Source organism: Desulfovibrio sp. GTC20076 (assembly GCF_055385905.1).
Genome location: NZ_AP039366.1, coordinates 2,705,135 through 2,728,929, shown reverse-complemented (window position 1 = coordinate 2,728,929; position 23,795 = coordinate 2,705,135). Strand labels below are relative to the sequence as shown.

The following is a 23,795-nucleotide window of genomic DNA, read 5'->3' as shown; positions in this document are numbered from 1 at the left end:
AAAGGCCGGGCATGTTTTTTATGCCAGGCCCGTACAGAATTCTGCCGGGCCATTCTTCAGGGCGGGAACCGGCCTGGGCAGAACAGGACCGCGCACAGCAACCGGGCGTCAGCGGCAACCTGGCCCGGCATGCACGGCAGCAACCGGATTGCGCCGCGCCACCCACACCCGGTTGCGTCCGGAGCGCTTGGCGCCATAAAGGGCCTTGTCTGCCCGGTGCAGAACCTGCAGGGCGTCTTCATCCATTTCGTATTCGCTGCACCCGAGACTGACGGTCACAGGCCGGCTGTCAGGCCCGCTTATCATGCCGGAAACAGCCCTGCGAATCCGCTCCGCAGCCTGTTCAGCCTGTTCCAGAAGGCTGCCGGGCATCAGCACCACAAACTCTTCGCCGCCATAGCGACATACCGTATCCATTTCACGCACACAGCGACGGATAACCTGCGCCACGTCTTTCAACACACTGTCGCCCACAAGATGGCCGAAACTGTCGTTGATCTGCTTGAAATGATCCACATCCAGCATGATGCAGCAAAAAGGCTTTTTCTCCAGCCGGGTGTACCGCTCCAGCACCATGTCCAGATATTTGCGGGTATACAGCCCGGTGAGTGCGTCTGTCAGGCTGCTTTCGTCAGCCTGCCTGACCCTGGTGATCATAGAATCAAGCTGGCTGCGCAGCGCGCCGATGGTCTGGCTTTGCTCCGCGATATCCACAATGACACCCAAAAGGCCGCGCACGCCGTTTTCGTCTTCAAAGCCGCCGCTCCAGTAAAGACAGGTGTGCTCCTTGCCGTCTGCAAACAGATAACTGCGCACGTGGTGGCTCACCTCTTGCCGGCGGACCATCTCCCTGTCTTCAGACTGGTACATTTTCCTGTCTTCTTCCGGCAGGTATTCCAGGTCCAGAACAGTTTTTCCCAGAACGTCCTTTCTGCTCACGCCGAACATTTTTTCATATGCCCTGTTGATGAACGTAAAACGCAGGTCGGCACCCTTGACAAAGACGGCATTGGGCAGCGTGTCCAGAACGGTCATCAATGTGGCAAGACTGAGGCTGCTCATAGTTTTTACACGGCCCATCATGCGCGGCGCGGCCAAAGGCCCGAAGCCGCAGCAATGGCGTTAACAGGTGACAGGGATCAGCAATGTGGTTTTCCTGACTGTAAACGACATGGCTTCCTCTTTCCACTGGTAAAAAAGCCCGGAATAAACCGGACTGCCGAGCAGCAGGCAGTACCTCGCGGAGCCAGCCAAAACGCGACTGCGTCATATACCAATACAAAAGGGCGCCCCCACGGGGGCGCCCTTTTGCAGTATCTGGAAACAGCGTTTAGCTGTTTTCGCTTTCTTCAAACTTCTGCTTGAGCAGATCGCCCAGGCTCTGGCCGGATTCTTGCGGCCCGGAATGGAATTCCTTGGGCTTGCGGCGGTCTTCCACTTCCTGAATCTGCTTGATAGACAGACCCAGGCGGCGCTCTTCAGCGCTGACATGGATAACCTTGGCCTGAATTTCCTGGCCTTCTTTGTAGATTTCAGCCGGGGTCTTGACCTTTTTGCTGGACAGTTCGGAAACGTGCACCAGCCCTTCAATGCCTTCTTCCACTTCAACAAAGAGGCCGAAGTCGGTGATATTGGTCACAATGCCCTTGACGGTGCAACCCACGGGATAGGTGCTGGGCACATGGCCCCACGGATCGTCCACCAGCTGCTTGACGCCCAGGGTGAACTTTTCGTTCTCCTGGTCAACGGTCAGCACCTTGGCCTGCACGGTATCGCCCACCTTGTACATTTCGTTGGGGTGGCGCACCTTCTTGGTCCAGGAGATGTCGGACACGTGGATGAGGCCGTCAATGCCGTCTTCGATACCGATGAACATGCCGAATTCGGTGATGTTCTTGATAACGCCCTCAAGAATGGTGCCTTCAGGATACTTTTCGGCAACCAGTTCCCAGGGATTGGGACGAACCTGCTTCATGCCGAGGCTGATGCGCTTCTTTTCCCCGTCCACGCCCAGGATGACCACTTCGACTTCGTCGCCGGTGTGAACCATCTGGGAAGGATGGCGCAGTTTGCGCGTCCATGACATTTCAGAGATATGCACAAGGCCTTCAACGCCAGGCTCCAGCTCCACAAAGGCGCCGTAGTCAACCAGGTTGGTGACCTTGCCGGAGCATTTGGCCCCTTCGGGGAAGCGGGCGGAAATGTCCTGCCACGGATCGGGCACAAGCTGCTTGAGCCCCAGGGAAACCTTGTTGTTGTCGCGGTCAAAGGAAAGAACCTTGAGGGTCAGTTCCTGACCGATGGTGATCATTTCCTTGGGATGGCGGATGCGCTTCCAGCTCATGTCGGTGATGTGCAGAAGCCCGTCAAGGCCGCCCAGGTCAACAAACACGCCGTATTCGGTGATGTTTTTGGCCTTGCCTTCCACGGTCTGACCCTCTTCAAGGGTGCGCAGCAGATCCTGACGCTTGGAATCGCGCTCTTCTTCAAGCAGCACGCGGCGGGAAACGATAACGTTGCTGCGGCGGCGGTTGATTTTGAGCACGCGGAACTCGAACTCCTGGTTGACCAGGGCGTCCATGTCCGGCACGGGGCGCAGGTCCACATGGGAACCGGGCAAAAAGGCCTCTACTCCGCCGATATCCACAGTGTAGCCGCCCTTGATGCGACGCACAATGTGGCCCGTGATGACCCTGTTGTTTTCCTGCACGTCTTCGAGCTGGTCGAAAACCTGCATGCGTTTGGCCTTTTCAAAAGAAAGGGTGATGGTTCCGTCGTTTTCGTTCTTGCGAACAACGTACACGTCCACCTTGTCGCCCACGGCAACGCCGATGTTTCCGGCGGCATCGCGAAATTCGGCCGTGGGGATCTGCCCCTCGGACTTGAAGTTCACGTCCACCAGCACATTGTCGTCATCCACACGAACGATCTCACCCTTGGTGATAGAGCCTTCTTCAAGGTCGCCAAAATCGGAAGTGAGGTAGTTTTCGAGGGCACTCTCGAAATTCATTTCGGTTTCGTGCCCGGTTTCCAAACCTGCCATATGTCCAGCCTCCAAACATGATTTCCCTAATACAAGGGAGGCCGCATAAGTACCAGAATTCTGCCGAAAGAACAAGGAAAAATCCGCCAAAAATGGCCTCCGGAGCCGAAAACCGGTTCCGAAGTCCCTGTATTTCCCCGGCTGGCGCAAGCCACCGCCTGCCTTGACATTTACCGCGCCCTGTTGTCCTCTGTCGTTTTGGCGGGGAATTTCGTGCAAATCGAAAACAGTCGCGCTGCGGTAAGAGGGGACAAAGCTTCTTCATGCTGTTCTGAAGAGCGGCATGCGACAGCCAGTCGCATATGCGGTGAAGGCGAAGCCAAGGCGCGGGCCATATGGCCCCACAGCCCTCAAGTCCGAACATCCGCCGGGGCCGGTGCCCTTTGCGAACCTTTCAACGCGAAATTGAGGAGGTTGCCATGCCGCGTATCCTTTCACATGCGGGGTTTCGCCCGCTGCTTTTCGTTCTGCTGCTGCTCGCGAGCCTGTGCCTGCACGGCACAAGCCATGCCGCCGATGCCCCCAAGGAAGGGGTGCTGCTGGTGGCCTTCGGCACCAGCGTTCCCGAGGGCATGCCCGCCTTCAATGCCGTAGATGCTGAATTTAAAAAGGCTTTTCCCGGATCGCCCGTGGTGTGGGCCTATACATCACAGATCATTCGTAAAAAACTGGCCGAACAGGGCCAGCCCGTGGGCGGCATCAGCGATGGCATGGCCCAGCTTGCCAAAGACGGCGTAAAGGTTGTGCGCGTGCAGTCGCTGCATGTGCTTGGCGGCGAAGAATTTTCAGCCCTTGAACGCGCAGTTCTGCTTGACGTGAGCAAACATCCGGGCCGTTTCGACGCGGTTTTCCTGGGCCGCCCCCTGCTGGAATCCAGGGCCGATGCGCAGGAACTGGCTGCGATCCTGCTGGCTGACACCAAAAAAGCCCGCGGCAAAAATACTGCCCTTGTGCTTATGGGCCACGGCCAGAGCCACGGGCGCGCCGACCTTGCCTTTGAAGGCGTATGCGCCGTGTTCAAGGCTGCGGACAAAAAGGTCCACATGGCCACAGTAGAGGGCGCGCGCACCTTTGAAGACCTGCTCAAGGAACTCAAAGCCGCCAAGGTCAAGCAGGTGGTACTAGCCCCGCTGATGCTGGTTGCCGGAGACCACGCCCGCAACGACCTTGCCGGCGACGAGGAAGACTCGTGGGCCAGCCAGCTCAAAAAAGCGGGCATCAAGGTTGACGCCCACCTCAAAGGCCTGGGCGAGATGCCCGGCACGGCCGCCATTTTCGTGCGCCATGCCAAGGAAAGTGCCGACGACCTGACCAGGGAACCCAGAAAGCCGTAACAGGCCGCATAAGCGCCTGCTGGCTGCCGTCCCGCACGGGCGCGTTACAACAATGTCAGGTGCGCGGGCCGGGCCATGCCCCGGGCCGCGCACCTTTTTTGCATTTCCCGCCCATGCCGGACGGCCGGGCCTGCCACGGCAGACAGGCCTGCAAGGCAGATGCCCCCGATGCCGCCAGCAACTCTTCTGCCCGATTGTGGGATCTTGGGGTACACAATATCTGTTTTTTTGTGTAGCATGCCTTAAAATTTCATCCTTAACACGCCGGATGGCCTTTTTTCGGCCACAGTCCGGTTCCCTGTCCGCCGGGGGAGGCCCGCATGCCCAAGCAAAGTCGCAAGATATCCCCGCCGCGCGCCGCCGCACAACCCCGCCGCACAGCCAGAAGCGGACGCGCCTACCCGCAGGATACGGAAAAAACCGCCAGCCACAAGGCCGAGGCACAAGCCATATTCGCCAATGCCAAACGCATGGCGGCAATGATGGCCCGCACTCTTGGCCCCTTTTGCGAGGTGGCCGTGCACGATTTTAGCGATCTTGAGCACTCCATCATCCACATTGAAGGCGCCCTTACCGGCCGTAACGTAGGCGCTCCGGCCACAAACATGGTCACCAAGGCCTGGCGGCAGGGCGGCGACAATGTGCAGGACATCATTGCCTATTCCGCCGCAACCCCCTCGGGACGGACACTCAAGTCCTCCATCAGCTTTTTGCGCAACAGTGAAGAACAGGTCATCGGGGCGGTCTGCATGCATTTTGACCTGACAGACCTGGAGCGCTTTCAGGGGGTTCTGCATGCCCTGCTGCGTTTTGAAAGCGCCCCCGGCAAGGAAATGAGCGAGGCCTTTCCCTCCTGCCTCGGCGAGACAAGCGATGCCATCATTGAAACGGCCATCCGCCGGGCGGGCAAACATCCTGCCACCATGACGCGTGAAGAAAAACTGCATTTTGTGCGCATTATGGATGAAGAAGGGGCTTTTCTCATCAAGGGTATGGTGCAGTACCTGGCAAAGGCCATGCGCGTGTCCATCTACACCGTGTACAATTACATGCGCCAGATCAAGGAAGACGCCAGCCGCGAGGCGGCCTCGGGCCAGAAAAAGGCTGATTAGAGCCTTTTTAACGTGAAAATGCTCTGGCGCCTGCGCGCGCAGGCGCTCACCGTGGGGATACGAGGGCAATTTTTTGGTGCTGTTACACGCCGGAACGGCGTGCCGTCACTTTTGAGAGTGTACATTCTCAAATGAAAATACTGTTGCGCGCCCGGGCGCTGCGGAACTGGCAGCGTGGGGCAGATATGGCCGCAGGAGCGCAGCCCAACGCCTGCCGCGCCCGAAGGCTCCGAAGCCCCCCGCCATGCAGCACTGAAACAACGCAGAGAGCGGCGTTACCACATTGAAACCATTGTTTTTCAGTCAGCATCGGCTCGTGTTCATGAAAAATCCGGCCCGGGTCCGGGGCCTTCAGAAAATCAGGGGTGCGCCGTCCGGAACAGGCATTTTTCAGGCATGCGGCCATGCCGTGCCGCGCAGACACCATCGTCTTGCCGCAGGCTTACTGCCAGCCGCCCCACAGGGCAATCCGCTGCAAACCCAGCATTGCAACAAGCATCCCTGCCTGAACGACCAGGGCCGCAATAAAAGCAGCACCCTTGCCCCGCATGCCACAACGCGCCGGAGATTGCCTGGCCACCATGCCCCACACGCCCTGCAAAACGCGCTTGAGGGGCCATACAAGCGCCAGCCCCATCCACAGCAGGCCGCCCCAGGTGAAATACCTGATGTCGGAAATAGCCCAGAAGCGCTCCAGAACAGCGCCCAGACCAATATTGCCCGCACTGTAGGCACTGCCTATGGACTCCACGGCGTCCAGGGCTTTTCCATCGCTGAACAGCACCCCCACTGCCCCGAACAGCGCCACGAGGGCAACAAGCAGCATGAGCAGCAGCCAGAACGTGTTCATCTGCCACCGCGCATGCCCGAGCAACACCCTGTCGCCCTGCGCCCCGGCAACACGGCGTAGCACAGGGGCCAGCACGAGCACGGGCAAAGGCAATCCCCCCAGTACGGGCAGCCACAGGGCAAAAGCGCCCCCGGCCAGACAGAGATAGCCCGCCCAGGCCAGGCCCGGAGCCAGCAGCTTGCCTGCGGACATGAAACCTCCTGTGCTGAATGTGTCACTCGCATGCAATGTCGATCCATAATCGCACGGCCGCCTGACACGGGCAAGGCCTTATCACTTCTTCAGCACAACTGCTGCCGCCATGCGGCACGGGCAGGGGATGTTACGCAAAAAAACGCGGGACCGCCCCCCTTCAGGAAACGGCAGCCCCGCGCTTGCATGTTTATATTTTTACGGATTATCCGCCAAATTCAGAGGCTATCTGCTGCTGGGCCACAAGCGTACCGGTGTCATCGCTCACGCTGTCGGTATGCACGCTTTCATAGCTTTGCTCTGTCTGGCCGGATACTCCGCCACCCGAATCATGTTCATTGCCTGTAAGCCCGGCCTCACGGTACGCATCGGGCATGTCGTCAGCCACGTACGCAGCGGCAGCCGCGGCACCGTCAACAAAACCGACCTGGTAACCGTTGAAGTGATCACTGTTAAAATAGTCTTCCAGGCTGGCCCGGTCGGCATCACTCAGGCCGTTGACGCTCACATTGATTTCCTCAACCTGGATCTTGCTGATATTTCCCTGCAACCAGGCATCATACTTGTCCATGAAGTCGTCAAAGGAGTCGGCCTTGAGCACCAGCAGGTCATGGCCTTCGCCGCTGATGATGGAAAGGCCGCCCTTCACGTGGCCGTCCAGCACTACGGTGTCATTGCCGGTTCCCAGGTTGATGGTGGTGGAGCCGCCCGTGACGCTGCCGTTGATGACCACCCGGTCGTCGCCATCGCCCATCAGTATCCTGTTTGCGCCGCCGGTAATATTGCCGTTGAGCGTGAAGGCGTCATTGCCGCCCCCCATATTGAACGTATTGTCCGCACCTCGCAGATCACCGTTGATTTCAATATGGTCGTTGCCGCTTCCGGTATTGATAACGTTGACATAGCCGCCCACGTTGCCCGTAAGCGTGATGTTGTCGCCGTGTTCATCGCCGGCCTTGCTGCCACCCTGAATAAGGTTCAGCCCGCCCGCATTGCCGTACATGGCGTATGCCTCGCCGGCCGTTCCGGCCTTGGCCGTAATGACAACCGTAATGGGGCTGTCCGAATTTTCAATAATATTCTGGGTCGAGGTTCCCCATCCGTCACGGGTGAACATACCGTAGGCCCAGCCGTTGTCGCTCCCGCTGGCATCGGCAGTAATGTTTACATTATTGACATTGGTAATCTTGTTGACGGCTGTTCCCCAGGCCGCATTCATGCCGAACGCTCCGCCCTTGACATCCATATAGTCGGTCGAAAGCGTTTTCGTGCCGGTAAAGGTGGCGTTTATGTTCACCGTATCGTTACCGCCGCCGCCATCAATGACCGTCATGCCGCCAGCCTGTGTGGCAAGGCCGATGGCCGCCGCCCCGTTGTGCGCGGAAGCGTTGATATTGATAACATCATCGCCATCGCCGGCATTGATGTGGGTGATGCCGTGGTTGGTGGAGGTGATGCCCACCCCCCAACTGGGCGCGTGCCCGCTGATATTCAGCTCGTTGCCGTTAGCCGAAGTATTGATGTTGACGTTGCCGCCATACCCCGCATAGATGCCCGCAGCAGTTCCCTTGCCTGAAGAGGCATCTACCGTGGCGCTGATGTTCACATCACCGGTCTTGACGTTGAGATGGGATTTGTTGCCCCACCCGCCCTGATCGACATTGCCGGACGCCGTAAGCCCCATGGAGGTAAAGCCCGCAGCACGCCCGCCTGTCCAGGAAACGCCGGAATAGGGGCTGTCATACGGCGATGTCTCCTGGTATGAAGAAGCGTTGAACGTGCCGTTTTCAGCCGTGGTGATGTTCAGACTGGTACCCGCGGAGGTGCGGAAGCCGCTGCTTGTCACCGTGCCGTCGGCGCCGCCGCCCGCAAGGGCCTTGGCTTCACTGCTGACATTCTGCCCGCTGATGTTCACAATGGCCTGGTCCCGCGTGTAAACTCCTGTGGACATGTTGTCCACGGTGCCGCCCTTGGTAACGCTGGAAAAATTCACATCACCCTGGGCTTCCACATTCACTGTGGTCTTGCCGGAACCCCATATGCCCGCAGCCATTTTTTCTGTGGCATTGGCGCTGAAGCTGATATCACGCCCACGCACAACGGCGGAAGTTTCATACATGCTGCCGTCAGCAGCCTTCTCGCTTGAGGTAGCCATGGCCATGGCTGTTCCCGTACCGGAAGAGGCGCTGATGTGCACGTCGGCCTTTGTGCCTGCATCGATGAGTCCGGCGGCGTTGCCGCCATAACCCTGGATATAGTTGCCGTAAGCGCCGCCGCCTTCCGCCTTGGCGGCAATATCGACCCTGCCCACTGTATCGTGGGCAAACGTCATCTCGGTATTGTGTGTGGCGTAGGCATTGCCGGAATCTCTGGCATTGACCACAAGGATGTTGTTGATGCTGTCACCGCCCAGCGTGATCGTTTCTCCACTGACAATCTTGCCGTGTGAAACATACCATTCGCCCTTCAGGGGGCCGTCCATGCCCGCCTCGGCTTCACGCTGCGTGTAGTCATAGGTGGAAGTTCCGCCGCTGCCCAGCAGATCCATAGTGTAGGTCTTGCCGCCGATGCTCACCTCAAGCGTGGAGGCAAACTTGCCCCCTGCTGCCAGCGCCGCCTTGCCGGCCTCGGTAAGCGTAACGGTAACAAGGCCCGTGGCCGGGTCAACGGAGGGGGGATTGAAGTATTGCGACACGCCGCCGGCAAAAGCAAAACTGAGCTTGGACGCATCCGTAACCAGATGGCCGTTTTCATCCACAGCCTGAAAAGACAGGGACTGCCCGCTGCCGTGGCTCATCACAAGACGCGTATGGTAGGTACCCCCATCGGGGTCGGGACCGGGGCCGGGCGTATCGCCTCCGCCACCGGAGGCGGCAAGAAGCCCCTCGGCGGGAAATTCTGTTTCGGATGCAAACAGCGGCTGCATCTGCCAGTCCAGACCATCAAGGTGATCCACACCTTCGGCAAGGCTGGATTCTGCAAATTCATTATATCGGGCTCCACGTTCCACCCCGGCGGGACCAGCGGCAGGCATCAGGTCGTCATGCCCCAGTGCCGCAAAAAATTCCTTGCCGGAAAGCGCCTGTCCGTCCACCAGAAATTCAGGCACGTTTGAGCTGGTATAGGTGGTATAAAATCCTTCAAGGGCCAGTGTGCCGCCATCGTCAAACGTAAAGGTCAGCGCCTCGCCCTCGCGACCAAGGGTCGCTTCTCCGGCCGGGAAATTCAGAATGACTGCTTCATTGCCCGTGCTGTGAAAAACACTGTGCTGGCCGCTTGACGGGCGGAAAAGATTCAGGTTTGCCATGGGGTTCTCCGTCATGTTCGCTGAAAAATATGTCGGGAAGGCGAAGATGCCCGTGTGTCGGGAAGGCAGAAATACCCGCCGCGCCTTCTTCACAGAGCGGCGGCAAAAAAATGCACAGGCAGATCGCGAGAGGGTAATAAGTGGTCAGAAGAAGAATCTGAGCAAGCAATATCCCTGGAGATATTGCCGTGACCAGTAGCTGGTCAGAGGGAAAAAAGGCGGCTCCAAAAGCAAGTCGCGTGGACTTACTCCACACAATTACTATTAACTCTAATATCGGACTTGTCAAACTATTTAGGAAAACAGATATGTGTTCACGGCAACACGTACAGTCCATGCGGCTGCGACGCAGCCCAACAGCTTTCAGGGGCCACGGTCACGGCAGGCCTCACAAACGGCCACTATATGGGCGACTGAACGGACCCGGCAGTCCTTTGCCCATCGCAGATCAGCGCCTGTCCACCACGCGACGGGACTTGCTGAACGTGCGCGGCAAGGCGGCATAATCCACAATACTGACATCCATACGTGCCATGATGGCCTTGTGCAGGCGTTTTTCCAGCGCAGAAGCCAAGGCGGAATCATTGCCCCCGCAGGCGTTCTGGGCGCGCTCCACTGTGAGCGCCAGATGGTCGAGACCGCGCTCGTCGCGGCTGAGGTCCACCTGATACTCGCCGCCCAGTTCGGCAAATTCCCCGATTACAGCCATGAACTGGCCGGGGTAGATATTGACGCCCCGGTAGATGAGCATGTCGTCTGAACGGCCCAGAATGCGGTCATGGCGCGGCATGTTCAGGCCGCAGGCGCAGCGCCCCGGCAGCAGGCGGCACAGGTCATGGGTGCGGTAACGCAGCAGGGGTACGGCCTCCTTGCGCAGGCTGGTCACCACCATCTCGCCCACTTCTCCCTCCGCCACCGGCTGCAACGTGACGGGGTCAAGTACCTCGATGATGAACAGGTCCGCCCAGTAATGCAGACCGTCGTGGGCGTCGCAGTCTATGGCCGTACCGGGACCATACATTTCGGTCATGCCCGCTATATCGTGGCAACCTTCAAGCCCCAGCTTGCTTTCAATGGTTTGTCGCATTTTTTCGCTGCGCGCCTCAGACCCGCAGATCATCTTGCGCAGCTTGAGCCGCCCGCCAAGGCCCGACCGCTCCACCTCTTCGGCCAGTAGCAGGGCCATGGAGGCTGTAGCGCCGAAACAGGTGGATTCAAGGTCCTGCAAAAGCTGCAAATGCATCTCAAGGTTGCCCGGCCCCACAGGCACGGTAAGCATGCCGAGCTTTTCGCTGCCGCCCTGAAAACCCACTCCGGCCGTCCACAGGCCATACCCCACGGCTATCTGCATGCGGTCGTCAGCGGTCAGCCCGGCCAGCTCGTAACAGCGGGCCATCTGCAGATTGAATGTTTCCACGTCCGCCGCGGTATAGGCCAGGATCTTGCGCTTGCCCGTCGTGCCGCTGGAGGCGTGAACACGCACCACGGCAGCGGGAGGCACGCACAGCAGGGGCAAGGGATAGCCCTCGCGCAGATCGTCCACATCCACAGTGGGCAGGCGCGGCAGATCGTCCAGGCAGATGGCCTCGCCAGGCTCAAGCCCACAGGCGCGCAACTTGCTGCTGTACTGGGGTGAGTTCCAGGCGCGGCGCACTGTCCGGCACAGGCCTTCCTCCTGCTGGAGGCGGATTTCCTCATCCGCAAGCTGTGGAATGAAGCGGTATGACATGCTTCTGCGGCTCCTTTACCCTTGAGGCAGGTTCATCTGCAATGCCTGGTGGCAATAACCTCATGTATTTTCTGAAAACAGGCACAAACCGGCTGCACACTGAAACTGCGCTCTGACGGCTGCAAGGACAGACTCCCGCCACGAAGGCCTGACGCAATTTCAGCCGTTGCCCGAAGACTTGCGAGAAAACCGCCGTGCTGCGCATCTGCCCTGTTTCACATCGCAATGAACACCTGAAACGGTAACTCCAGAACTGCACAACCCGGCAGCGCAGGGCGATTGTGCGTCTTTTCAATCTCTCAGGCAAGTCAAATGGTCCGGCGACGCAACATGCCCGGCGCAGTCAGGAAAAAACATCATGTTTCGTTCCGTCATGCCTCGTGGCAGCATTCAAAAGCCCGACGCACGCCTGCAGTCAGCGCCTGCGGACTCTGCGCCCCCTGCCGGGCGGCTTCGGCCAGCGCCAGCATGAGCAGCACCCGCGCCTTGGGCGCGGAAAGCATGCCCGAGGCTATAAAGGGTGCGTATCCGTCCAGATCCGTCACAGGGCCGCCGCCCGTGCGGCTGGCCCGTACCACGGGCCTGCCCGCAGCAACAGCCCCGGCAAGAGCCTTGCGCACATCTGAAGGCATCGAGCCATTGCCCATACCAGCCACCACAAGCCCGGCCGAACGCTCCATAGAAAAGAGCACCGCGTCCAGAGGCATTCCGGCACAGGCATAAAGCACGTCCACGCGGGGCAAGCGCTCCTGCCCCGCATGGGCCGCATAGGTCCCTGCCAGAGGCGGTCCATCCTCGCCCTTGTGGTAAAAAACAGGGCGGCCGTTGATGACCCGGCCGAGCAGCCCTGATTCCAGAGCGCAAAAGGCCTCCACATCAAGTGTTCCGGCCTTCACCGCCGTGCGCGCCGAAAGAATTCGCCCGTTCATCACAATAAGGGCACCACGCCCGCGCGCCCCGGGGCTGGCCGCCACGGCCACGGCATCGCGAATATTGATGGGACCGTCCGCACTCAGGGATGTGGCCGGACGCATGGCCCCGGTAAGCACCACAGGTTTGGGGCTGCTCATGGTCAGATGCAGGTAAAAAGCCGACTCCTCAAGCGTGTCTGTGCCGTGGGTCAGCACCACCCCACACATGGATGCGTCATCCAGAGCCGCGCCACAGTCGCGCCCGAGCTTGGCCCAATGACAGGGGCGCATATCCTCGCTGGGCAGGTTACCGCACTGGCGGCTGGCGATGCGGGCCACGCCGTCAATACCCGGCAGGCTTTCCAGCATGCACTCCACAGAAAGCACACCCGCCTGATAACTTATCTGTTCCAGCGGGGTGTCGGCCACCCCGGCAATGGTTCCGCCCGTCCCCAGCAGGGCCACCTGGGGCAGCGGCGCGCCGCACGGAGCAGCAGCGGAATCAAAAGAACGGCTCATGACGGCTCCCGCCGCGCAGTCCCCTCCTGTTGCCGGGGAGCAGCCGCGCGGACTTGCAGTTTCAGGTTGACCCGCATCCGGCCGGAAGCTGCCCGCCGCACCTGCCCAACGCAAAAACGCTGTGTGCCGCGTAACACGTATCTGCCGGAAAAAATGCCTTGCGCAAAAATGACCGCCGACCCGCTGGCGAGCGCTTCAGCCGTTGCCCGCCCCGGGCTGCGACATATGAAGCACAGGCGTGCGCCACAGCATTTCCACCACAGGCTGCCCCGTATGCCCGCACACACTTTCACTCACCGGCTTGAAGCCCATACGCTCATAGAAAGCTCTGGCACCGATGTTGGCGTGATATACATCAAGGCGCAGGCTGTCGCGCCCGGCCATGGCATGCCGCAGCAAAATCGTGCCCAGCCCCATGCGCCAGCACGAAGGCCGGACAAAAAGCGCGGCGATAAAATCCACACCATCAGGACAGCAAAGGGCGGAAAAAGCAACAGGGGCACCTTGCCTTTCCAGCATGACCAGATCCGATGCCGGCAGATAGTGCTGCTGCATGGCGTCACGCTGCCGCTGCCACAGGGCCGGATCCACAAAATCGTGGGCCAGCAGTGATGCTTCAAGCCAGAGATCCGCGCAGGCCGCATGGTGTCGGGTGCTGACGCCGCGCGTCAGTGTTATGCCGGCGGGCATACTGTTCATCATGACAATCCTCCTCCCCGGCAGGCAGGTGCCACGCACGGCCTGGCCGAGAAAATTCAGTTACTCCCCTACATGTTTATGCAAGACGGGACGTTGCGTCAACGCGGCCCGGTCCCGGCCGCGCACTGAAAGACGGGCGTTTCCGGGCCACTTGGTTTTGTCATTCCCTTGGTGTAGCGTGCGCGCATGGACAAGAAAAAAATATCCCTTGTATCGCTCGGTCACTTATCGTGCGACGTCAATGGCGGGGCATTACCCGCCATTCTGCCCTTCCTGCGCACCCACTACGGGTTGACCTACCAGGCCACGGGCGGCCTCATGTTTGCTTACTCCTGCCTGTCGTCGATCATACAGCCGCTTTTCGGCCTTATGGCAGACAGGCTCTCCAAGCCCTGGCTCATCCCCCTCGGCGTGTTTCTGGCAGGCATGGGGCTGGCGGCAGTGGGCTTCATGTCCAGCTACTGGGCCATTTTTGCGGCCATCGGCCTGAGCGGCGTGGGCGCAGCCCTTTTTCACCCCGAGGGAGCGCGCTTTGCCAACAAGGTGTCCGGAAAAAGCAAAGGCACCGGCATGAGTATATTTTCCATCGGCGGCAATGCGGGCTTTGTTATCGGGCCGCTGCTGGCAACCTTTTTCCTGAGCTGGCTGGGCATGCCCGGAACCTTTATTTTCGGCCTGCTGGCTACAGTCATGGCCTCCATTCTGCTGCTGCTCATCATGCGTATGGTTGCGCCAGAAGCTGCTGCCGCAGCCCAGAGAACCGCCGAAGCCGCTTACGGAACGCAGCAGGCCGGGGCACAGGGCAAAGGAGTCCAGGCGCACCGGGGCGGCATGCCGGTGGCAGACGCCGGGACCGAAGAAGCCCCACAAAACAACTGGCATGAATTTTCAAAGCTTACCGGGGCCATCATTGCGCGCTCCGTTCTTTTTGTGGGGTTCAACACCTTTATCCCGCTGTACTGGATAAACGGCTTTGGGCAGAGCAAAACCGCCGGAGCCATTGCCCTGACCATTTTCTGTACCTTCGGCGTCGCCAGCAACATATTGGGCGGAGTACTGGCCGACAGACACGGCTTCAGGGCCATCGTGCGCATGGGCTTCGCCCTTATGACGCCCGCGGTGCTGGCTTTCGGGCTGCTGCCCAATCTCTATGCCGCCTACGCCCTGCTGCCCCTGCTCGGCTTTGTGCTGTATGCGCCTTTCAGTTCTCTGGTGGTTCTGGGGCAGACATATCTTGCCCGCAATATCGGCTTTGCTTCGGGCGTTACCCTGGGGCTGGCCACCAGCCTGGGAGGCGTGTTCGCGCCGCTGCTGGGCTGGATTGCCGACAACCACGGTCTGCCGCGCACCTTTCAGTGCCTGGCCGTGGTAGCTTTTATCGGCACGGTATTCGCCTTTGCCCTGCGCGAATACACGGCAAAAACTCCGGCCAGGGCATAGCCCCTCCGCCAGCCGCAGTTACGAACATTCAAAAGGCCCCTGCTCCGGAAATGCCGGTGCAGGGGCCTTTTTTGCGTCCATACCGGCAAAATCCCATCCATTGCGTTCGTAATGTCAGTGCTTGTGCAAAACATGATGTACTGTTTGTGCATAACATAATTAATATTTTGTAATTATTAACTTTATTATGAATTTATATGTTCTTTTCCATCAAGGCGCAGCCTCCGTGAACAATATTTGCGGATATGGCCGCATGCACGCCGGAGCTACGCCAGATATGAACTATGTTCCCTACATGAAAAAACAGGTGCGCAAACTGTGCGTATCTTACTTAACAATTTAAAATATAATACTATTTTATGAGACAAATTGTTTCTTTCGTGTGCGCCATAAAGACAGTCCGGAAACCGGCAGGAAGGAGAACCGCCGATTTCCGGACTGTTTACACGGGCTACGCCCTTGGGCCGCTCGGGGTGCGGCCGTGTTCTCAGAGCTTTGTCTGGTACTTGCGCAGCACCGAAGGCCCGTCAGTGCGGATAATCTTGAGCCAGCAGAAGGTCAGCAGCAGCGAAGGCAGGGCCATGAGCGCGCCGGAAAAATTGCCGAACATCTTGGCAACGCCAAGGCCGCCCATGCAGATCATGCCCAGGGCCAGAATGCACTGCACAAGGCACCAGAAGGTACGGTGCAGGCGATGAGGCTCGGAATCGGGGCTGAGGCGGCGCGTGGCCGTACTGGCGACCACATAGGAGCCGGAGTTGACCGTGGTTGCCAGAAAAATGGTGGACAGCAGGCAGTACGCCACCAGCACCACCTCCTTGAACGGCAATGTGCCGAGCACGGCAATCATGGCGGCTGGCCCGCCCTCGGCCTTGAGAATGCTTACGGCATCCAGAATGCCGGCATGCTGTACATAGAGGGAATAGGAGCCAAAGATGCCGTGCATCAGACAGCCGCCGGAGACCGTTCCCGTCATGCCCCACAAAATGATTTCACGCACGGTGCGGCCGCGTGAAATACGCGCAATGAACAGGCCCATAAAAGGACCAAAACCCGCCCAGAACAGGGCGTAAAAAATGGTCCAGTCCTGCGGAAAGCTGCCACCGCCCCAGGGGTCTGTCCAGAAGACCATGTTGGGGTAGTTGCCCAGCCATTTACCGAAGGCATTGGTGAAAATGTTGAAAAGCTGCACGGTCGGGCCGGCGAAGAAACAGTAAGCCGCCAGCAGCAGGGCCAAAATGACGTTGACGTCGCTCAGCCACTTGATGCCCTTGTCCAGCCCCCGGTACACGGTATAGCCCGCCACCAGACCGCTGAAGGCCAGAATGACGACCTGCGTGGTCAGGTTGGGACTGATGCCGAACACGCTTTGCAGTGCATAGGCCACTGTGGGCAAAGAAAGGCACATGGTCACGGCCGTACAGAACATGAGCCCCAGGATAAAGAACACGTCAATGCACAGGCCCAGCCAGCCGCGCGCCATGCGCTGGCCGATAATCATTTCTGTGGCCGTGCTGACCCGCAGGAAAGGCTCCTTGCGGATGTAGAACATGTAGGCAATGGGTAGCGCCGTAATCAGATAGGTGCACCAGGCGTTGGGTCCCCAGTGCATCAGCAGGTAGGCCAGCGCCCAGTCATAAGCCTGCGTGCTCATGGGGTCGGCGTACTGCGGCGGAATAAGTATGTTCCAGAGTGGCTCGGTAATGGCCCAGAACATGATGGCGCCGCCCACGCCGGAACAGAAAATCATGGCTATCCAGGACGGCAGGGCAAACTGGGGCTTTTCGTCAGGTTCGCCAAACTTGATGTCGCCCCAGCGGCTGAAGGCAAAGTAGAAGCAGAGAAAGATCAGGCCAACGGTTATCCAGAGGTACAGCGTGCCGAAGTTGGCCGCAAAAGGCTGGTAAATTGCCGTAAGCACCGATTCCGCAGCCTTGGGCACAATTACTGCGGGCAAACTGATGAGCAGCACGATAAGCAGGCCCGGAACAAATATCTTCCAGTCCGGTCGCAGGTCCTCGGCGCTGTTTTCGCCAGATGCGCCAGTGGGCTTGATTTCAGCCATGTTGCCTCCCGATGAGCAGACAGTGAAAAAGATTTTCACCCATTCTGCAGTAGTCGTGCCAAAATTCACCAAGCTGAAATACTTGTATTATTTTATAATGCCAAGCCCAAAGGCCCTTCTGCACGACAAACATGTCGCCTTTTACGACAAAAATGTCTTTTTAGAAAACCCTTTAAATCAAGTAAGTTAAATAGAAACCCCCACATATTACGCCATTTCGGTCGCCTTTGGTCGCCCGTGCAGGCCAAAAAGGTTTGTGCTCATTGTGTCATGCTCAAGAATATTGCATATATATCCATGTAAAATGAGGCGTTATCAACGTTGGCATACTTATTGATTAAACTGGCGGCATCACACGGCAATCTTATGCTCGTCATGCATTATCAAGGAGGTTTATAGTTATGTCCGCCAAAGCCAAACGCGCCGCCCTTATCGGTTATGACTGCCTTATTCCCAAAAGGCTTGAACATATGCTGGCCCAGGGAGGGCTGGAAAATTTCCGCAAGTTCATGAACGAAGGCAGCTACATTCCCGAAGGGTTCAACCTGCCCACGGTCACCCCGCCCTCGTGGGCTACCATCTGCACCGGCGCATGGCCCCGCACCCACGGCGTGGAAGACTATTATTACTATCATGAAGGCCGCAGCCTGGACTATAAAGAAACCACCCAGGCTTTCGGCTCCGACATCCTGACCGCCCAGACCATCTGGGACGCCTGGGACAAGGCGGGCAAAAAATGTCTTGTGATCAACTATCCCATGTCCTGGCCGTCCAAGATGGACAAAGGCGTCATGATCATGGGCGAGGGCCTCAGCCCCGCAGAAACGCGCTGGCCCCTGCACGGTAACGAACACAAGGAATTTCTCTGTTCTGAAAGCGTGATCTCCACCGACTACTATCCCATGGGCGCTCAGGGCGTTTTTGACGACGCCAAAGGCTGGAAAAACCTGCCCGAAGGCGATGAGCCGCTGGAAATGACCGTGAACATGACTTTCAAGGAATCCATCGAACCCATTGAAGATCAGGTATGGCACTGCCTTGTCTGGCAGAGCGAGGACGACGGCTATGACCGCATGGCGCTGTGCCCTGAAAAAGACTATGCCAAGGCCTTTTTCACCATCACCCTGGGCGCGTGGAGCGAACCCGTGCAGCACGACTTTACCGTAAAGGCCGATGGCCGCACGGAAAAGGGCGTGTTCCGCTGCAAGCTCATGCAGCTGTCTGACGATGCTGAAGAATTCAAACTCTACGTATCCGGCATAGCGGGCCGCTGCGGTTTCGTGTCGCCTGCCGGGGCCGCCGCCGACATTGATTTTTCCAAAGACATCACAGCCAACGACATCGGCCTTGTGGCCTACCTGCACGGCATCATTGATACCGACACCGTGTGCGAACTCGTGGAATTTCACAGCGCGTGGCTCTGGAACACCATCAGCTCGCTTATCAAGGCCAATCCGGACTGGGATCTGCTCTACATGCACTCCCACCCCATTGACTGGTTCTACCACGGCTGGCTCAGCGATCTGGACAGCAAGGACGAAGCCGTCCGCACCCGTGCCGAAAAGATGGAACGCCACATCTACGAAGTGGAAGACCGCCTGCTGGGCCGCCTGATGGACATTATGGGCGATGAGACCCTCATGTGCGTCTGCTCCGACCACGGTGCAACCCCCATGGGACCCATCCTCAATACGGCCCACGCGCTCAAAGAGGCCGGACTGTGCTCCTACGAGCCAAAAAAATCGGAAAATTACTGGGACATCTACGAAGAAACCGAAGGCTTCAACTACGTGCTTGACGTGAGCAAGTCCGTGGCCGTGCCCCAGCGCTACATGTTTGTCTACGTCAACCTGAAGGACAAATACCCCGGCGGCATTGTGGAAGCCGAGGATTATGAAAAGGTGCGCGACCAGATCATCGATGCCCTGCTTGACTACAAACACCCCGAAACCGGCGAACGTCCGGTGCTGCTGGCCGTGCGCCGCGAAGACGCCCATGTGTTCGGTATGGGGGGTGCACAGGCGGGCGACGTGGTGTACGTGCTCAAGCCCGAATACATGGCCGAGCACGGCTATGGCCTGCCCACGGGCGAATCCGGCTGCGGCAGCCTGAAGAACCTGCTCATGTTCCGCGGGCCGAACATCAAAAAAGGCTACCGCTACACGCGCCCGCGCTGGCTGGCCGATATCGTACCCACCTTCTGCTACGTGACAGGCAACCCCATTCCTGAAGACGCAGAAGGCGCGCCCATTTACCAGATCATGGAAAACCCCGACCTGGTGGACTAGCCAGCCCGCATTTGCAACCGGCGGGGCACGCCCCGCATCAGCCGCGCCCGCCCTCATGGGCGGGCGCGAAATAAAGGAAAGTATTATGGCAGAAAAAAAAGCAATACTGCTCCTGGCGCCGGAACTGAACCTGAACGCCGCGTCGGAAGCGCTCGACAAGCTGCGCAAAAAGGCCGCCCTGCTGCCCAACGCCTGCAAGGACGGCCTTGAGGCCCGCGCCGCGGCCCTTGGCGCAAAAACCGTAGACACAAGCGCCCTGACAGAGCAGAACGAAGAAGCCTTTTTGCTGCTCAAGGGCGGCGAGACCGAACTGGCCGCCATCCTTGAATATGCCGACAGGCGCACCCTTGTAGTGGTTGCCGGGGCCGACGCCGTGGCCTTTTACGGCCTGGCGGTCAACGGCAAGGCCGGCGCGGTAGAGCGTGCAGTCAGTGCCGAAGACATTGCCCTCACCATAGCTACCATCGCAGACCTGCCCATCACGGCGGAGTGCACCGGCGGCATCGTGTACCAGGTCATGAAAAATCCCAACCTGAAGCTCGACGAAATCCGCAAACTCAAGGAAGCTCTGCTGCGTATGGAATCTGTCATCCAGCGCGACAACCGCGAACCCTGGGACAAGCACGACTGCGCCTGATCTCCCTTGCCAGGAGACGCGTCCATACCCCACGTTGGGCGACCCGCCGCAAAACATGCGGCGCGGTCGCCCGCGCCGTTTCATGCCCGGCACGATCCGCATCCCCGCGCACAGGGTAACCGGAAGCGCCACGCAAACGCTTACTGTTCTTTCCGTGGCGGGCCGCCCTCAAGCATCAAGGTGCCCGTTCTTGGTTCGCTCATGCCAAGCCGCTTCATTTTACGTTGCAGTGTGCGCAGGTTAAGTCCCAGTGCATGTGCCGCCCGGCCCTTCTGCCAGCGACACTGGTCCAGGGCCTGCCGGATCATGCGTTCTTCCAGGCGCATGACGGCCTGATCCAGGGTGGCCGCCTCTGCCTCCACGGTAAGCACTAGCCCGGCATCGGCATGCAGGTCGCCCAGCGAAGACAGGGCTTCTTCGCCAAAGGCCATATACCTGTCCAGAAAATTGTAAAGTTCGCGCACGTTGCCAGGCCAGTCGTAACGCTCCATGGCCAGGCGCACATGCCGCGGCAGCACCAGAAACACCTTGCGCCGTTCCATCCAGGCATCCACAAGCAGGGGAATATCACCTTGCCGCTCACGCAGCGGCGGCAGGGTAATGGAAAGCACATGCACCCTGTAATAAAAGTCCGAGCGCATTTTCTTTTCGCGCACCATGCGCGCAAGATCCTGGTTGGTGGCCGCAATAAGCCTGAATGAAGACTTGCGCGGCTTGTTGTCGCCCACAGGGGTGTACATCTTGTTTTCAATGGCCCGCAGCAGCTTGACCTGAAGATGCAGCGGCAGTTCGCCTATTTCGTCCAGAAACAGCGTGCCGCCGTGGGCCGCCCCGATATAACCGTCCTTATTGGCGTGCGCACCGGAAAAAGCCCCTTTTACGTGGCCAAAAAACTCGCTTTCCAGCAACTGCTCGGGAATGGCGCCGCAGTTGACAGGCACATAGTTGCCCTTGCGCCCGCTGTATTCATGAATGCTGCGTGCCACAAGGTCTTTGCCACAGCCTGTTTCACCGTAAATGATGACGTTTGAATCCGTTTCCGCTGCCCGCAGGATCTGGCTGTAAAGCTGGCGCATGGGTTCGCTCTGCCCGACCATTGAACCCAAGCCGCGCAGGTTGACCACAGATTCCCGCAATGCGCGATTTTCTTCACGAAGGGCCAGTTCCTGAAACTTCTGCTCGCTCACGTCCATGATCAGGCCTTCCAGATATTGCGGACAGCCCTCCTCATCATCCACGCATTCGCCCTGGTCCCAGAGCCATTTTATCCGGCCCGACGGCAACAGAAGGCGGTACATCACCTGATAGGATTCCCGCGCGACAATACTGTCGCGTATGGTTTTTCGGGTCCGCTCAAGGTCATCGGGGTGGGTCATGCGCTCAATGGTGTTGTTATGCCCCATCAGCATGTCCCCGGCAGTGATGCCCAAAAGGTCGTAACAGCCCCGGCTGACGAATTCCAACTCGTAAATCAGGTTTTTCTTTTCATCACGGGTATCGCCCAGAATGCGGCAACGATAGGCCATCCCCGGTAAATGATTGAGTAAACGGCGATAACTTCTTTCCACGTTTAAAAAAAGAGGTTGAGAGGACAATGTCATGGCATCACCTTTTACAATTTTTGTCGCCATACGCGACAAAAATGTCGTGTTTCGTAAGCGATAATCGCCCGATGTGCCAGAAAACACAAGCTCCGGCGTGGGCCTCGCGCGCAAAGACCTCTGGCACCATTAGTGCAATAGGCAGGCCAACTGCTCCAAACCCCATTCCGGAGGACTCAACATGTCGCATAACCTCAGTGTTTCTCTTTCCCGCAAGGGGGCCAGGGTCGACCTTGATATGGATGTGGCCGCCATAGGCATGATCTCCATTGACGGAGAGGCGGTCCCTTCCGAAGAGCGCGCGGGCGTAGCAAAAAAGATGCTGGGGGCCTCGGCCCTGTACTGCTATTGCGCCGCTCTGGACAAGGCCCTGGATACCCGCAACGCCAAATACGACCGTATCGAAGGCTCGGCCACGGTGCGCACCGGCACTGACGAACTGGGCCGGGGCCGCGTCGTCGGTATTGATATTGACGTGACCGTTCATATGGACGAGGAATTTGCCTTTATTTTCGACCGGGTTGAAAAGGTCATGCGCAAGGGCTGTCTCGTGACGGGATCGCTGGAAAATGCCTTTCCCGTGACCTATAAGCTCACCCTTGCCGAAGACGAGGACTAGCCATGACTGCCGAAACCAAGACCCTGACAGTCATCGGCGGCGGTCCGGGCGGCTACACGGCGGCGTTTGCGGCTGCCCGCGCCGGCATGCGCGTAACGCTGGTGGAATGTGAATCTCTTGGGGGAACCTGTCTCAACCACGGCTGTATCCCCACCAAAACCATCAAGTCCTCTGCCGAGGCGCTGGAACTGGCCCAGAACGCGGCTGCGTTCGGCGTACGCATCGAAGGCGGCATACATATAGACCCCGCGGCCGTGCTCCAGCGCAAGGAACGTGTGCGTTCCATACTCTGCTCCGGCCTGGAAAAGACCTGCGCCTCCCTGGGTATTGACCTGGTGCGAGGCCGGGGCCGCATACTGCGCGCCGGGCTGGTTGAACTGATCGGGACCGGCGGCCCCCGCACCGTGGAAGCCGACAATATTATCATCGCCACCGGTTCACGCCCGGTAGAACTGCCCGGTCTGCCCACAGACCACACGCATATCCTGAACAGTGATGACGCCCTGCGGCTGGAATCCGTGCCGTCTTCGCTCATCATTGTGGGCGGCGGTGTTATTGGCTGTGAAATGGCCTGTATTTACCGTGCGTTCGGCGCCACCGTAACTCTTGTGGAAGGGCAGGACCGTATTCTGCCCCTGCCCTCGGTGGATGAAGATATCAGAGCCCTTTTGCAGCGCGAGATGAAAAAGCGCCGTATCGCCTGCGAAACCGGCTGCACGCTCACCAATGTGACCATCGGCCCGGACGGCGTGCATGCGGCGCTGGCGGCATCGCCCTTTGCGCCTGCCGGCGCTGTTCCCCGGCCGGAAAAAACCGTGCGGGCCGAAAAAGTGCTGGTAACCGTAGGGCGCGCGCCCTGTACAGACGGCCTCGGCCTTGAAGAAGCCGGAATTGCGGCGGACGCGCGAGGCTGGATTACGGCGGACGCGCGCATGCGCACGTCTGTGCCGCATATTTACGCCATTGGTGATGTGCTTGGTCCCGGCCGCGTCATGCTCGCCCACGCGGCCTCGGCGGAAGCGCTGTGCGCCGTGGCAGACTGCCTCGGCAAGGATACGGGCCGGGATATGGATTACCGCCACATCCCTTCGGCTATCTTTACGTCGCCCGAAATAGGCTGCGTCGGCATGAGCGAGCGGCAGGCCAGGGATGCCGGGCATGAAGTCAAAACATCTGTGGTGCAGATGCGCGAACTGGGCAAGGCCCAGGCCATGAGCGCCCTGCCCGGCTTCTGCAAACTGGTGGCCGATGCGCGCACAGACGCTCTGCTGGGTGTGCACATGGCCGGTGCGCACGCCACAGACCTTGTAGCCGAGGGCGTTCTGGCCCTGCACCTTGGGGCTGCGGTTGCAGATGTAGCCGCGGCGGTTCACGCCCACCCCACCCTTGCGGAAGCTATGGGAGAGGCCGCCCTGCGCATGCCCCAGTAATCCACGCCCAAACGTCGCT

16 protein-coding genes and 1 riboswitch are annotated in these 23,795 nt (G+C 59.0%); of the genes, 7 read left to right on the top strand and 9 right to left on the bottom strand.

Features of this window, described 5'->3' with window-relative positions:
- Positions 1–108 precede the first annotated feature (108 nt).
- Positions 109–1,062 carry a sensor domain-containing diguanylate cyclase gene (locus tag ACZ495_RS11935; RefSeq protein WP_394026892.1) on the bottom strand — a complete coding sequence of 318 codons (954 nt, stop codon included), beginning with the start codon at positions 1,060–1,062 and terminating at the stop codon, positions 109–111.
- Positions 1,063–1,330: 268 nt separating this feature from the next.
- Positions 1,331–3,043, bottom strand: a complete 1,713-nt coding sequence (locus ACZ495_RS11930; protein ID WP_015939332.1) for a 30S ribosomal protein S1 — start codon at positions 3,041–3,043, stop codon at positions 1,331–1,333.
- 163 nt (positions 3,044–3,206) lie between these two features.
- Positions 3,207–3,429: riboswitch (cobalamin riboswitch) on the top strand.
- Positions 3,430–3,462: 33 nt separating this feature from the next.
- Here ACZ495_RS11930 and ACZ495_RS11925 point away from each other — a divergent pair.
- Both ACZ495_RS11925 and ACZ495_RS11920 read left to right on the top strand, forming a co-directional pair.
- A complete protein-coding gene (locus tag ACZ495_RS11925; RefSeq protein ID WP_464262324.1) occupies positions 3,463–4,377 on the top strand; it encodes a sirohydrochlorin cobaltochelatase in 915 nt (304 codons plus the stop codon).
- Positions 4,378–4,697: 320 nt separating this feature from the next.
- Positions 4,698–5,489 carry a PAS domain-containing protein gene (locus ACZ495_RS11920; protein WP_464262323.1) on the top strand — a complete coding sequence of 264 codons (792 nt, stop codon included), beginning with the start codon at positions 4,698–4,700 and terminating at the stop codon, positions 5,487–5,489.
- A gap of 442 nt (positions 5,490–5,931) precedes the next feature.
- On the opposite strand, the gene ACZ495_RS11915 is transcribed toward ACZ495_RS11920, so the two are convergent.
- The 5 genes from ACZ495_RS11915 to ACZ495_RS11895 form a co-directional block, all read right to left on the bottom strand.
- Positions 5,932–6,531, bottom strand: coding sequence for a hypothetical protein (locus tag ACZ495_RS11915; protein ID WP_394026889.1), 600 nt, complete (start codon positions 6,529–6,531; stop codon positions 5,932–5,934).
- 205 nt (positions 6,532–6,736) lie between these two features.
- Positions 6,737–9,838, bottom strand: coding sequence for a hypothetical protein (locus ACZ495_RS11910; protein ID WP_464262322.1), 3,102 nt, complete (start codon positions 9,836–9,838; stop codon positions 6,737–6,739).
- A 448-nt stretch (positions 9,839–10,286) separates the two neighbouring features.
- Positions 10,287–11,567 carry a phenylacetate--CoA ligase family protein gene (locus ACZ495_RS11905; RefSeq protein WP_015939337.1) on the bottom strand — a complete coding sequence of 427 codons (1,281 nt, stop codon included), beginning with the start codon at positions 11,565–11,567 and terminating at the stop codon, positions 10,287–10,289.
- Positions 11,568–11,938: 371 nt separating this feature from the next.
- The gene (locus ACZ495_RS11900; protein ID WP_296984278.1) at positions 11,939–12,997 is read right to left on the bottom strand and encodes an asparaginase; all 1,059 of its coding nucleotides are present in this window, start codon (positions 12,995–12,997) and stop codon (positions 11,939–11,941) included.
- Between the two features lie 195 nt (positions 12,998–13,192).
- On the bottom strand, positions 13,193–13,699 hold the full coding sequence (locus ACZ495_RS11895) for a GNAT family N-acetyltransferase (RefSeq protein ID WP_464262321.1): 507 nt from the start codon (positions 13,697–13,699) through the stop codon (positions 13,193–13,195).
- 183 nt (positions 13,700–13,882) lie between these two features.
- On the opposite strand from ACZ495_RS11895, the gene ACZ495_RS11890 reads away from it, so the two are divergent.
- Complete coding sequence (locus ACZ495_RS11890; protein ID WP_296984282.1) at positions 13,883–15,136, top strand: MFS transporter; 1,254 nt, start codon at positions 13,883–13,885, stop codon at positions 15,134–15,136.
- Positions 15,137–15,623: 487 nt separating this feature from the next.
- Here ACZ495_RS11890 and ACZ495_RS11885 read toward each other — a convergent pair whose 3' ends face one another.
- On the bottom strand, positions 15,624–17,201 hold the full coding sequence (locus ACZ495_RS11885; RefSeq protein ID WP_072312039.1) for a BCCT family transporter: 1,578 nt from the start codon (positions 17,199–17,201) through the stop codon (positions 15,624–15,626).
- Positions 17,202–17,602: 401 nt separating this feature from the next.
- On the opposite strand from ACZ495_RS11885, the gene ACZ495_RS11880 reads away from it, so the two are divergent.
- Entirely contained in the window at positions 17,603–19,489 is a 1,887-nt protein-coding gene (locus tag ACZ495_RS11880; protein WP_464262320.1) for an alkaline phosphatase family protein, read from the top strand.
- Positions 19,490–19,574: 85 nt separating this feature from the next.
- Positions 19,575–20,126: a hypothetical protein gene (locus tag ACZ495_RS11875; RefSeq protein ID WP_072312054.1), complete on the top strand. Its 552-nt coding sequence runs from the start codon at positions 19,575–19,577 to the stop codon at positions 20,124–20,126.
- A 140-nt stretch (positions 20,127–20,266) separates the two neighbouring features.
- On the opposite strand, the gene ACZ495_RS11870 is transcribed toward ACZ495_RS11875, so the two are convergent.
- Positions 20,267–21,727 carry a sigma-54 interaction domain-containing protein gene (locus tag ACZ495_RS11870; protein ID WP_015939344.1) on the bottom strand — a complete coding sequence of 487 codons (1,461 nt, stop codon included), beginning with the start codon at positions 21,725–21,727 and terminating at the stop codon, positions 20,267–20,269.
- Between the two features lie 181 nt (positions 21,728–21,908).
- On the opposite strand from ACZ495_RS11870, the gene ACZ495_RS11865 reads away from it, so the two are divergent.
- Positions 21,909–22,346 carry an osmotically inducible protein OsmC gene (locus tag ACZ495_RS11865; protein WP_072312041.1) on the top strand — a complete coding sequence of 146 codons (438 nt, stop codon included), beginning with the start codon at positions 21,909–21,911 and terminating at the stop codon, positions 22,344–22,346.
- Between the two features lie 2 nt (positions 22,347–22,348).
- Entirely contained in the window at positions 22,349–23,776 is a 1,428-nt protein-coding gene (gene lpdA / locus ACZ495_RS11860) for a dihydrolipoyl dehydrogenase (RefSeq protein WP_464262319.1), read from the top strand.
- The last annotated feature ends 19 nt before the right edge of the window (positions 23,777–23,795 follow it).